The 13,633-nt window shown below is 36.7% G+C and carries 4 protein-coding genes and 3 pseudogenes; 4 read left to right on the top strand and 3 right to left on the bottom strand.

The window, feature by feature from the left end; translation table 11 throughout:
- Window positions 1–6: 6 nt before the first annotated feature.
- The 3 genes and pseudogenes from NXX38_RS00550 to NXX38_RS00560 all read right to left on the bottom strand — a co-directional run bounded on the left by NXX38_RS00550 (window position 7) and on the right by NXX38_RS00560 (window position 6,545).
- Window positions 7–1,503, bottom strand: coding sequence for a SusD/RagB family nutrient-binding outer membrane lipoprotein (locus NXX38_RS00550; protein WP_258978291.1), 1,497 nt, complete (start codon window positions 1,501–1,503; stop codon window positions 7–9).
- Window positions 1,504–1,515: 12 nt separating this feature from the next.
- Window positions 1,516–4,506 (bottom strand): annotated as a pseudogene (locus tag NXX38_RS00555) (SusC/RagA family TonB-linked outer membrane protein); the annotation flags it as partial.
- Between the two features lie 851 nt (window positions 4,507–5,357).
- Window positions 5,358–6,545, bottom strand: coding sequence for a site-specific integrase (locus tag NXX38_RS00560; protein WP_258978292.1), 1,188 nt, complete (start codon window positions 6,543–6,545; stop codon window positions 5,358–5,360).
- Window positions 6,546–6,994: 449 nt separating this feature from the next.
- Here NXX38_RS00560 and NXX38_RS00565 point away from each other — a divergent pair.
- From NXX38_RS00565 to NXX38_RS00585, 4 genes and pseudogenes are all read left to right on the top strand, one after another.
- Window positions 6,995–10,031, top strand: a pseudogene (locus tag NXX38_RS00565) (SusC/RagA family TonB-linked outer membrane protein).
- A gap of 20 nt (window positions 10,032–10,051) precedes the next feature.
- The gene (locus NXX38_RS00575; RefSeq protein ID WP_074638703.1) at window positions 10,052–11,464 is read left to right on the top strand and encodes a RagB/SusD family nutrient uptake outer membrane protein; all 1,413 of its coding nucleotides are present in this window, start codon (window positions 10,052–10,054) and stop codon (window positions 11,462–11,464) included.
- 356 nt (window positions 11,465–11,820) lie between these two features.
- A complete protein-coding gene (locus tag NXX38_RS00580) occupies window positions 11,821–12,408 on the top strand; it encodes an RNA polymerase sigma-70 factor (RefSeq protein ID WP_074638704.1) in 588 nt (195 codons plus the stop codon).
- A 74-nt stretch (window positions 12,409–12,482) separates the two neighbouring features.
- A pseudogene (locus tag NXX38_RS00585) lies at window positions 12,483–13,489 on the top strand (FecR family protein).
- Window positions 13,490–13,633 lie beyond the last annotated feature (144 nt).

Genomic DNA, 13,633 nt, shown 5'->3' on the forward strand with positions numbered 1-13,633 from the left:
TATTTTTTATTTGATATCCCACCAGATAGGAGTACTTCCCGGTACCCCTGCAGGAGTATTTGCATTCTGTTGACGTGCACTTAACGGATAAGTCATCCGTTTCATCAGTCCGCCTGCTTCCAGCCCATTGGTCCATGGTGCAACTAAATCTCCCGGAGTGTATATTGATTCATTAGCTTGTATCTGTGCTGCCGAATAAGAAGATAGTTGCGGACAATCTGTGCGTCGGATCTCACTCCATGCTTCCATGTGGTCCATATAGAAAAGAGAAACCCATTTCTGCATATAAATCAAATTCAGTTTTTCAATTGATGTGGAAGCTGTAGACCATGCACATGCTCCCTCTAAGATAGTGTTCTCTTGTCCTGTAAATCCGCGAACAGCAAAATCAGCAGTTACCCCTGCTTCATATGCACTTTTCGCATTTGCGTCATCATTCAGAAAGCGAATATAAACTTCTGCTATTAAGAATTGTAATTCAGCCTGAGTAAAAAAGTAAACAGGTTTTGTTGGACCGATGGAATAATCAATAGCACTTACATTTTTATTTTTCCAATTATCAGTACCCAATATGCTTTGCATATGTGTTTTTCCTCCAGGAAGTTGTCCGACATATTTTCCATCTGCATCCGTTTTGTTAATACCATAGGCAATACGTGGGTCTCCTGTACTATTCAAATAAGAAATCAGCGGATATGCAGCGCAATGATTACCCGTCAATCCTACTGCATTTGTATTATACCATGGATTACGTTTGTCTGTTTCATCTACAAAGCAGTCTAATTTAACATCTCCGGTAAAGAATTCATTGTTTTGTACCAGATTTTTCACTTTCTCTGTGTAAGAGGCAACGTCTATATTGGCATCAATGAAACGTAGATACATACGAAGACGGAGAGCATTGGCAAATCCTTTCCATTGAGCAAGATCCTTATTGAACACCAAATCCGGTACGTCCATACCACTTCCATCCAAGGCTGACTCTGCTGCATCCATTTCATCCAATACGCCTCTATATACAGTTTCGCCATTATCCCATTTGGGTGTTGCATTGGCATTCCCTTGCAAGGCTTCAGAATAAGGAGAGTCGCTTGTATTGTCTACCATTATTTGAAAAGTGTACGCTCTCAAGATAGTGGTGGCAAAACGGTCTGCCGGATTGGTCGTCTTTTCCAAAACCTGTTTGGCATCTTCTAAAGCACCTGCAAACAAGATTCTATATGAATAGTCCATTTGCTGTGATGATTCTGTAAAAGTGTACTCACATAAAGTATTGTATTGGTTCGCTTCCGGCTTTTGTTCATAGTATTGGGCGAAAAAGCCTGCATAATTATAAATTTCTCCTCCTACTGCCGAAGCGATAGAAGCACTAATGGAAGGGAATATCAAGTCGGCTGTTACCTGATCGTTCATCGGATAGTTCGGGTCGTTGTTGATATCCAAGTCGCAACTTGTAAATAATGCCGTTGTTGCCAATGATGCATATAATAATATTTTCTTCATATTTATTCCTGTTTAAAATTTAACCATTAAGTTGAAACCGAAACGGCGTGAGCTAGGATTAGCTGTGTATTCTCCATAGTTGCCTTCAAGATCATTACCAAATGAAGTCATTTCGGGATCAATAAATGTATTGCTGGATGGGGTCCAGATGAATAAGTTATTACCATATGCGGAAACTTTCACTGCCTGAAAAGGTGTTTTGGCCAGCCATCTTTTTGGCAAATCCCAACCTAATACTACAGAGCGAAGTTTTACATACGATTTATCTACAAGGAAGCAACTTCCCAGATCGGAACCTCCGTCGCCCCAGTATTTATAAATATTAGAACTGGTAATGGGCGTTGTATTTTCTACGTAAGTAATTTGATCTCCATTTACAATCTTATTTACAGAGTTTGGCACAATAAAAGGATTTCGATCGTTATAAGTAGTCTGGATTGCATTACCTGTAAAATAATTAATATCTTTGGTACGTGAATACATGACTCCACCCTGACGGATATCAAAGTCAATACCCAAGCTTAAACCTTTGTATCTCAATGTTGTAGAAACGCCCATTTGATATTTATTATTCATATCTCCACAGATTCCGAACTCACCAGCTTCAACAGGTAGACCTGTTGAAGAGTTGACAACAACTCGTCCTTGAGGGTCGCGTTCAGCTACTTGCGCTTTGAATACTCCGACAGGCATTCCTGTAATAGCGTACATACTAGTTCCCCCATTTAATCCATAAATATTTGTAATACCACCCAGTTCTTCAGGCAAACTGATTACTTTACTCCAATTCTTTGTAAAGTTCCATGTTAGTTCCCAACTGAAATCTTTAGTTCTGATCGGAGTTCCACTAATTAACAATTCTATACCACGATTTCGTATCTTACCTAAGTTCATGTTTTGCGCTGTATAGCCTGAAGCCGGATCCATGGCTAAAGAAAAAATCTGTTTGTCAGTATTACGATTATAATAAGAAACATCGAAAGACAAGCGATTTTTGAAGAAAGCCATATTTAAACCGATTTCAGCCTCTGTCGTCATTTCCGGACTTAGTGTATTACTACCTAAAATGTTACCTGCCGAATAAGCATTGACACCTCCTAGCGGGAAGGTGAGGTATCCAAAAGGTATTCTATTTGAAGATTGTGCATATACAGGATTAACCATATACACATCAGCATCATTACCGGTTTTACCCCAGCTGGCACGTATTTTACCAAAAGAAATGATATTGCTTAAATCACTATTTAATAATTCGCTGAAAATGAAACTGCCGGTAAAACCCGGATAGAAGAAACTGCGGTTCCCTTTCGGAAGAGTAGAAGACCAGTCGTTACGAGCTGTAACTGTCAGATACAGCATGTTTTTCCAAGAACCTTCAAACTGTCCGAACACACCCATCAGACGTCTAAGTTCCAAATGTTGTTCAACAATTGGAGTTTTACCAGAATTCTTCAAGTTAAACCATGTCGGGATAGTCAAATCGTTTACCTCCGAATATTGGTAAGAGACTTTACGCTCATTTCCATTGAATCCGACTAACGCATTGATATTAAAATCACTGATCGGCATATTGAAATTAACCATAATATCTTGATTAATTTCACGACGCCGGGTTATCTGTTCTGTATATTGTCCTGTCTCACCAGAGAATGGACTACTGGAACCTTGTCCTTCTCCGTTGGGTGTTCCTTCGTAATAAAGAGCATATAAATTAGGTTTTCCTTTATCGCTCTGGCCGGTTGTAGTATCCAATCCCATACGATATGTGAATTTGAAATATTTCAAGAATTCATAATCTAATTGGAATTTGCCATAAAATCTTTCAGATTCATATTCGTTCAAATAATTTTCCAGAATATAATATGGATTCATCACGCCATAAGGAGTATAATAATAGCCCGGAGTGTTAAACGGATCATTCTGGTCTTCCAGCCCTATAATACTGACATCGCGTGGTGATTGATAGAGGGAGTTTAGCATAGAGAGCCCTTGCCCCGTAGTAGCAAACTTATTTTTCTGATAGGCATAGTTTAATGAAGAAGAAAATGTTAATGCGCCTACCTTATGGCTGCCACGTGCGGAAAAGGTATATTTGTCATAACTGTCAGCGTCTGTTGGAATCATACCATCGTCGCTAATTTGAGAGAAAGAAACATAATAATCACTTTTGTCTGTTGCTCCATTAAATGAAAGGCTATTGCTATACCTGAACCCGGCATCAAAAAAGTCTTTAATGTTGTCAGGCATTGCTACATAAGGCTTCAACTTTTGCGAGTTATTATACACATTTCCCCATAATTGCATTGAACCATCAAAACGAGGTCCCCAAGAACCATTTTCCAACTCCGTATGGTTACCGTTCCATCCCATACCAAATTCATTCTGAAATTCCGGTAAACGTAAAATTGTAGACCATTGTACACCGCCATTGTACTCAATACCAACACCTTTATTCTTTCGTCCACTTTTCGTTGTGATCATGACTACACCATTTGCAGCACGACTACCATATAAAGCAGTTGCTGCCGCACCTTTTAGAATTGTCATGTTTGCCACATCATCCGGATTAATAGCGTTTGCTCCATTACCAAAATCATATCCGCTGTTCAAACCATCTGTAGAATATACTGTAGAGTTATTCAATGGTACACCATCCACTACATATAATGGTTGATTTGTACCCGATAGTGAACTAACACCACGAATAATTACAGAATTTGAAGAACCAGGATCTGATGAAGTACTGGAAATCTGAACCCCCGCAATTTTACCTGCTAAACTTGACATAACATCGGAAGTACGACTCTCCGCAATTTTGTCACCTCCCACAGAAGTCGCAGCATACCCTAATGCTTTTTCGGAGCGTTTAATACCCATTGCTGTAACAACAACTTCATCAATTTGCTGGGCATCAGACCTAAGTACTACCTTTAAATTAGATTTGATAGCTACTTCTTGAGTCTGCATACCAATGTACGAAATCTGCAAAGTCTTTGCAGAACTAAATACAAGTATAATATATTGATTACTAACAATATATACCTATTTACTTTCTTGTGACAATAAATCTTTTGTTGTGGTTATTGTGCAGATTATCAATATGTTAAACACCTGTCAAACATATTAAATTGCTGATTTATGATACCAGATTTCTATCAAAAATAGGACATAACCTTCTATTAATTAATTGTTTAAGCTCTTATCTTATATGATATAAACTAAAAATTATTTCCATCTTAACGCTTGAAGATGGGTTTTCTTGTTCTAAATTATATCCAATAATTACTGATTATAATAATATATCCATTAGTAAACAATAACCTATGAAAAAGAAAAACTCCAAATGAAAAAATGCATATTTTATTACTGTATATTTTTAAATATGCAGGGGCGGACTCAAATCTTCCTCAAAATCGCAGAGAATATGATTAATGAATATTCATATTGGATGGTTATATACTTTTTTTATATCAAATAGATTGCATAATTACATATAACTATATCAAAGGAACCATTTGTCATTTATCTGATGAACAAATGGTAGAACCAGAAATACCGAATTTTAGTAGCTATTAGAGGTCGTCAGGTTTATAAATTAGCTTTTAATCCTCTCCTTTTAAAGAAAGCAAAGGCTTCTCTACGACCAATGACTCGTTCCTTTTAAAGGAACGCTTTATTCCTTTAAATGGGACGAGTAATAATATTCGTAATAATAATGTATATTTAGATTATGTATATGCGTTTTCGGAACTTATATTGCATATCCTTTCATTTAATTATACACACTTTCTTCTATTAGAGAAAATTATACCTTCCATTTCTAAAACCAAATCTTAAAAACAGAACACTTTCGTTTAGCCTTTGTGCTTATTATTATTTGAAGAGGCAGTTTTCTCAAGATCACGCACCACTGTAATATCCATTATATTTGCATATACCTGTGTGGTCTTTACACTTTTATGCCCTAATAGTTTTTGTACAGTAGTTATATTGGCACCATTATATAATAATAAGGTAGCATTTGTATGACGGGCGGTGTGAAACGATACACGTTTATCAATTTTAGCCAGACCTGCCAATATATTTAATTCCTTATTAATATTGGAATTGTCTTTTAACTTGAAAAAACTGTTGAGGTCATCTTTATAGCGTTGCAATATCTGGATTCCTTTACCTTCAAATAATAAATATAAAGGAAGACGTACTTCCATACCTGTTTTGACAGATTTGTATATTATCCAAGTTTCCTGATGAAACTCAACAATATTTGCAGAGGTCAGATTAGTAAAATCAGAATATCGTAATCCTGCATAACAACAAAATAAAAATGCATCTTTTGTTTTTTGCAGTCTCGTATATCTTCCTGTCAACTGTAAATTCTCAAATTTGTGTAACTCTTCCGGAGCTAAGTGTGTATGGCTTCCTTCTATACTTTTAATTTTATATTTTCTAAAGGCATACTTCTGTATATCCATATACTCCTTATTTATTGCAACATTAATATATCGTTTCAGATGCTTCATGTGCTTGGCAATAGTATTAAGGTGATAACCTTTAGATTGCAGGTAATTATCAAAGGAAGACACAAATTCAAATGTCAAATCGGTAAATAATACCTCTTTCTTGAATTCCTGAAGTAATTCAAGCGTGGAAAGGTGATTTTGACGGGTACTCTCTTTCAAAGAAGAATTAGCTATCTCCTCTTTAAAAAAAGTCAAAAATGACCTTCCATTGCTTAGGGGTTTATCAATAGAATTTTTTAATAAATCTAACGATATGGACTTTCCCTGTTGCCATAGCCCGAGTTCTGTTTGCTCAATAGCCGCTATATTTTCATATAACATACGATTCAAGACATTCGCATTAGGATGATTCCTTACCATTTTTCGTTTGGTATCCCACTGTTCCGGTTTGAGATATATTTTGGTGGAGAAATACATTTTTTTTCTGTTCAAGTAGGCCTCTACCTGAACTAATGCCATTCCTCTTTTATTCAATCTCTTCTTTCTGTTAAACACAAGGTTGTAACTGATCTTTTCCATACTTTTATTTTTTAATTAATAATAGAACAAATTAGACGTGATTCTGTGCTATATTAGAGGCAAATAAGCATTAATATCTCTAAAAAATAAATCCTCAAATCACTTGGTATTCACAAAACTTAAAATTAAATGCCACTTTTTTATTCCTTTTTTTGCGGAAAAAGCAAAAAGAACAACTTTTAAAGACGTTTTATGACCAAAAACGAGTAAAAGAAATATTAAAATATACATTTTGTTTATGCAAAAAGCTATTACTTGCTTTATTGATCAACGTTTTTAATTAACACAAACATGCTTTTCAACATAAATTCAGTATAAAAAATAACAAAATGTTATATTTGCAACCTTTTTTTATCAATATAGTTGTTAGTTTCAGTTTTATTAATATATTTGCAAATTGTTAGAGTAAAGATACAAATAATGTAAAGTTAAACTTTAAGAGAGATTTTATGAAAAGAAAATTAATGCTGTTATTGGCATGCCTTTTTGTGGGCATAGGTCTAGTAACTGCCCAAACTCAAAAGGTCACAGGCGTTGTGATTTCTGAAGAAGACGGGCAGCCAGTTGTTGGCGCTTCTGTGTTAGTAAAAGGTACTACTCAAGGTACAATCACAGATGTAGATGGTAATTTTAATTTATCAAATGTACCAAGTTCTGCAAAGACTTTGCAGATTTCGTATATCGGCATGCAGACTCAGGAAGTGGCGATAAAGCCCAATTTGCGAGTGATTCTCAAATCTGATGCACAGCTAATAGATGAGGTTGTGGTAACCGGATATGGGGTAACTAAAAAAGCGGCATTTACGGGATCTGCCCAAACGGTGGATAACAAGGACTTGATGAAAAAAACAGATGCAAACTTTATGAAGTCTTTGGAAGGATCAGTTGCTGGTTTACAAGTAAACAGCTTGACTGGACAACCTGGTGCATATGCTTCTACTACTATTCGTGGGGTCGGTTCAATGAACTCCGGAACTGAACCTTTATATGTAATTGATGGTATTGCCATCTACACAGACAAAATGGGAGCTTATAACAAAGCCGGAACAGGGGATATGGCAGCAAGTCCGATGGCTAATATCAATCCTAACGACATTGAGTCCATCACAGTTTTGAAGGATGCTACAGCAACGGCTATTTACGGAGCTCGTGCAGCGAATGGAGTAATTGTAGTTACTACTAAAAAAGGTAGTCTGGGAAAAGCGCGTTTTAATGTGAACGCAAAAGTCGGAACTAGCTTTATTGGTAAGATAAATCATGATTACCGTACGACAAATCTGGATAAATACAAAGAAATCTGGACTGAAGGACTAACAAATGCAGGATATGACGGTGAAGATGGCATGACTTCTGCTGAATGGCTGAATGCCTATGTTATGGATTGGTATAATGTGGACTTGACGCAAAATATCAAGAGTGTGGATTGGCTGAAGGAGATTCTGCAAAATGGTTTTTCACAAGAATATGATATCAGTGCTCAAGGTGGGAATGAAAATTTGCGCTATTATATTAGTGGAGGATATTTTCAGAATACAGGTATCGTCATCGGAACTGGAATGAAACGCTATAGCGGACGTATTAGTTTAGATGGAAAAAGCGGGCGGATAGGATATGGACTTTCTGTGAATGGAGCACTCTCCGATATAAACAACACGATGACTGAAAGCCAATATACTAATCCTATTGTAGCAGTATATGACATCCGTCCGTTTGAACAGGTGCGCAATGAAGACGGAACATATAATACAAATGTTAATTATAATCCTGTAGCTATTAACGATAAAGAAAAAGGTGATAAACGTAATCAAAAGCAGATTACATTGGTTGTGAATCCATATTTTACTTATAATATTATTGATGGCTTAACATGGAAGACAAATGCAGGATTGAGCCTGATTGACTTGGACGAGTTCTTTTACAGTTCAATTTATAATCCTCAATATTCCGGTAGCGGTATGCTTGGTCAAAGAAACCAAGAAAGGGCAACAACCTTAACCATTACCAATACCGTAAACTTCAACCGCACTTTCAAAGACATGCATCATTTGAATGTATTGTTGGGACAAGAAGCACAGAAAATATCTTATAGAACAATTTATGCAGCTGCCAGTGGATATCCTAGTGATGCTGTTTTTGAACTGGACAATGCTTCCAAACCAACAGGGGCGGGATCTTCAACCAAAGCAAGCACTCTTTCTTCATTCTTTATGAATGCAGAATATAATTTGAATGATAAATATTATCTGTCAGGCAGTTTCCGTTATGACGGTTCGTCGAGATTTGGTATAAACAACAAATGGGCTCCTTTCTGGTCTATAGGAGCAAAATACCGTATTTCTAACGAAAGCTTTATGGAAAACACCAAAAGCTGGTTGACAGATTTGACTATCAGAGGTAGTTATGGAACTGTAGGTAATCAGGATATTGGTTATTATGCAGCAATGGGATTGTATAATTATGGATATTCTTATAATGGCAAACCTGGAGCTATTCCTTACCAAATAGCCAATCCGGATCTTAAATGGGAGACTGTTGCGAAAGCCGATATCGGTATCCATGCTGTTTTCTTCGAAAGACTGACACTCGAAGTAGACTATTATAACCAACGGACAAAAGATATGATATTTGATGTACCACTTTCTTACACAACTGGGTTCGGGTCTATTCTGAAAAAATGTAGGTGAGATGGAAAACAAAGGTATAGAATTCTTGATTAACGCTAACGTACTTAGAAATAAGGATTTCAGTTGGGATGTTCGTTTCACTGGTACGGCAAATAAAAATAAAATCATAAAACTTGCCACAGAAAAACCAATTGAGAATACTCTAACTATCAGAAAAGTTGGCGAAGCATATAATACATTCTATATGCCGGAATATGCAGGAGTGGATCCTGAAACAGGAGAAGCAATGTGGTATAAAGGACAAGAAGGGGATGAGAAAACAAAAAATGTAAATGAGGCCGGTCAGCGAATTGTAGGTTCCGCCGATCCTAAATTTTATGGTGGCTTTGGAATGAATTTCAAATACAAAGGTTTTGACTTCTCTTTTGATACCAGTTTCACCCTGGGAAATAAAGTGTATAACTCCGGATTTGCATTTGACATGCAGGTTGGACATTATTTCTTAGGCCCGGTGTCTAACTATGTTTATGACAATCGCTGGCAAAAGCCGGGAGATATAACCGACGTACCCAAATTCGTAGCTGGAGACAACTCGGGAGCAGAAACTAATTCCAGCCGTTTCTTAATGAACGGTTCTTATTTAAGAATGAAATCCATGGTTTTAGGATATACTCTTCCAAAGAACCTTATGAATAAAGTAGCTATTGACAATTTAAGAGTTTATATCTCTGCTGACAATTTGTTCACTATCACTGCTAAAGATTTTATAGGATTTGATCCACAAACTAGATCTACCGGTATGCAGTCTTGGGCATATCCTGTAGCTAGAAATATCATGTTCGGTCTTAATCTCAGCTTCTAAAAAAATAACTTTAGAAATTTATGACAATGAAGAAAATATTATTTGCTTTATTAACCGGTTGGATGGCAATTTCATTCACCGCATGCGATGACTTCTTGACAGAAACGCCATCAACTTCTGTTCCGACAGAAGAAGCCTTGGTTACTACCCAAGATTTTCAGAATGCTCTAAATGGTGTATATTACACATTAGGTTCATATCGTTTTCTGGGACGTGATGTATTAGCAATTGGAGATGCGCCAACGGATATCACTTCACATTCCGTTGCAACGTCTCATTTCTATGACATCTTCCGCTATCAGATACTGGATACTAATTCATACATAGAAGAAATATGGGCATACGGATATTGGGCTATCGACCGTTGTGCACGTATCATTAAAGAAGGTGCTTCATTTAAAGAAGTAACAAAGGGGGATCTGGCAGAAGTGGAAGGATGCATCGCTCAAGCCTATGCAATTAAAGCCCTCTGCTCTTTCTATTTGACTAATATGTTCGGTTTGCCATATTCGGAAGCCAATAAAACGACATTAGGTATCGTGAACGTTACTGAACCCGTTCCTGCCTATTCACAGGTGTCAAGAGTCAGTGTAGAACAAAATTATAGCCTGATTCTTGATGATATAACGAAGGCTAAAGAATATTATGCTAAAGAAGGTGTTGAAAATGTAGGTAAACAGTATATGAATACGGCTGCAGTTGCTGCACTTGAAGCTCGCGTAAAACTCTATATGAAAAATTACGAAGGGGCTATTACAGCGGCTCAAGAGGCAATAACCCTAAGTGGCGGTACAATTGTATCAACCAAAGAAGACTATAAGAATATGTACACGACATTAGCTGTTTCGACAGAAGACATTTTCTTTATAGCAAAAGCCGAAGATGATTATTTGTCCGCTAATGCTCTGAATACTTTATGGAATAAATACGGTTTGTCTATTAACAGCGCAACAATAGCAGAATATTCACCTAATGATATTCGTCTGGCACTTCTTGGCGATACGTGGACTGGTGGAAAAATGCGTGGTATTACAACCAATAATCAGATTTCTAATTTGCCGGTTTTCAGACTGCCTGAAATGTATTTAATACAGGCAGAAGCATATGCAAAACAGTCAACTCCTGATTATGGCAAAGCCAAAGAAAAACTATTGGAAGTAGCTGCAAAAAGAAACCCGGACTTGGATGACAGTGAAATTGCAGAGGATCAAACGGTTATTGATGCCATTGATAAAGAAAGAAAATTAGAACTGGTTCAAGAAGGACATCGCTTCTTTGATGCAAGAAGATTAGGCAAAATTATTAGTGTAGCAGATGGATCGTACACTAATTTCAACATCGCAAAATTTGTGTACCCAATACCTTCTTTTGAAGTCAATTCAGGTTTTGGAGTTATACAAACAGAGGGGTGGAGTAATAATCTACCTCGATAATACTTTTTAAAATTGTCTTTAATATAAGGATCAGTTTTAAGTAAAAGATGAGACCTGCAAATTTTGAGTCAATCGAATTTGCAGGCCTCACTATTTATAATCAGATAACCCTTTATTACAATAGAAACACCCATCTCGCTTATTCATTCAATCTCATAAAATACACTTTTCCGTACATTCGACCAACCAACATATTTTCTTTATAAAAAGAATTTAAAATAAAAAATGTTCCTTATATTTGCCATCCATTTAAAACCTTTACATTAAAAGAGCATATATTTTCCCTTATAAACAACGATTAAGAGACTTATGCTTCTCTAAATGTTCTCTGAAAGAAACTGAAAACACAAAATTATATGGATCAATTTTTAGAGAAAATAGATACACATACTTTATCACTTTTACAAAAAGGTGATGAGAAAGCCTTTGATACTATTTTCTGGAAATACAATTCACGTGTATTCCACTTTATTCATTCACTTCTATATGATAGAACACTAGCAGAAGACCTCACTCAAAATGTATTTCTGAAGATTTGGGAAAGACATCAGGATATCAAACCGGAAGAAGGTTTTGAAGCCTATCTTTTCACGATAGCACGCAACATGGTATATAAAGAAACAGAGAAGCGGCTGCTCTCGGAACGTTTTCTGGATTCAATCAAACAAACTGATGCCGACAAGCACTTTGAAATAGACGTTGACACCGACTCCCTACAAGAATATATAGACGAGCTGGTAGAACAGTTACCCTCTTCCCGGAAGAAAATCTACCTCATGAGCAGGAAACAACATCTGACAAATAAAGAAATAGCAACCCAATTGTCTCTATCTGAAAAAACAGTTGAAACGCAATTATATCGTGCCCTTCATTTCTTACGTTCTAAATTAGCTAATGAAATTGTAGCTTTGGCTCTATTTTTTCTTTCTTATAATTTTAAATAGTGTTAAATACAGAGTAAAATCTTTGCCCCCTGTAAGGATTCTTGGCTCCATGGAGATATACATAATAAAAGCCCATGGAGAAGAATACGAATATATTATTATTAGAATGTTTTATGCGGGGAGAAACCTCTCCGGATGAAGAACGAATACTGTCGGACTGGCTCCACAGTCAGGAAGCAAAAGAACAGTTATCCAACTATTATCAGGAAACCTGGAAAGGCTCTAATAACAAGCTCATTGCCGAAGTACAAGGACGTATGTTTGAACGGGTCAAAAGTCAAATGCATAATGCTGCACAAGAGTTGAATAGACTCAAACAGAAACGGACAATGCGAATCAGACGTTTATTCCAGTATGCAGCAATCATTCTTTTAATCATAGGAGCAGGAATAGGAGGTCATTTATATACAGTTTCTCTCACAGAACCCACAGTAACGGACAAGAGCTATCTTGTCCAGACAGGAAAAGGCCAACGGGCAAATATTACCTTACCGGATGGTACAGTCGTCTGGCTAAATTCATATACCCAACTGCATTACAATGCAAATTATGGAGCCACCCAACGAGTGGTGTCATTGACAGGCGAAGCATATTTCGAAGTAGCTAAGGATAAGGAGAAACCATTTATTGTAGAAACGGCGGGAATGAATGTAGAAGCTTTAGGAACTACTTTTAATGTAAAAGCCTACCGGGAAGACTCTCAAATCATCGCAACACTTTTTCCGGTTCGGTCCGTGTTTCTTCCGATAGAGATAACGTTATTCTTTCTCCTGACGAAAACGCTACATTTGAACGGAGTTCTGGCAAGCTGATAATGCATAAACTGGATAATTCATCGTATGCAAAAATGTGGCGAAACAATGATCTTGTCTTTAATGGAGAAACGCTGGAAGAAATTGCCGTGCTACTTAACAGGATGTATAATGTCCAAATAATATTTAAATCCGAACGTATCAAAAAACACCGCTTCTCCGGAGTGATCTGCAACAATAGCCTTGATAATGTAATCGAACTAATTAGCCTAACCTCTCCCATCACTTATGAAACTCGTGGAGACACCATAATACTAGGCAATAGGTAACCCAATATATTTCTAATTATTAACCTTTAAAATCCAATGCGTATGAAATAGCCCCGATAGAATAAAAAAGATAGCCTGACAAGGTCAGGACTATCTCCTTTAAGCTTAAATCGGAACTTGGAAACTCACTCTGATACTGACAAC

Source organism: Bacteroides sp. BFG-637, assembly GCF_024793605.1.
Classification (GTDB): Bacteria; Bacteroidota; Bacteroidia; order Bacteroidales; family Bacteroidaceae; genus Bacteroides; species Bacteroides vicugnae.

Coding starts and splice junctions, on each gene's coding strand:
- NXX38_RS00550 (WP_258978291.1), bottom strand. CDS start 1,503: ATGAAGAAAATATTATTATATGCATCATTGGCAACAACGGCATTATTT.
- NXX38_RS00560 (WP_258978292.1), bottom strand. CDS start 6,545: ATGGAAAAGATCAGTTACAACCTTGTGTTTAACAGAAAGAAGAGATTG.
- NXX38_RS00575 (WP_074638703.1), top strand. CDS start 10,052: ATGACAATGAAGAAAATATTATTTGCTTTATTAACCGGTTGGATGGCA.
- NXX38_RS00580 (WP_074638704.1), top strand. CDS start 11,821: ATGGATCAATTTTTAGAGAAAATAGATACACATACTTTATCACTTTTA.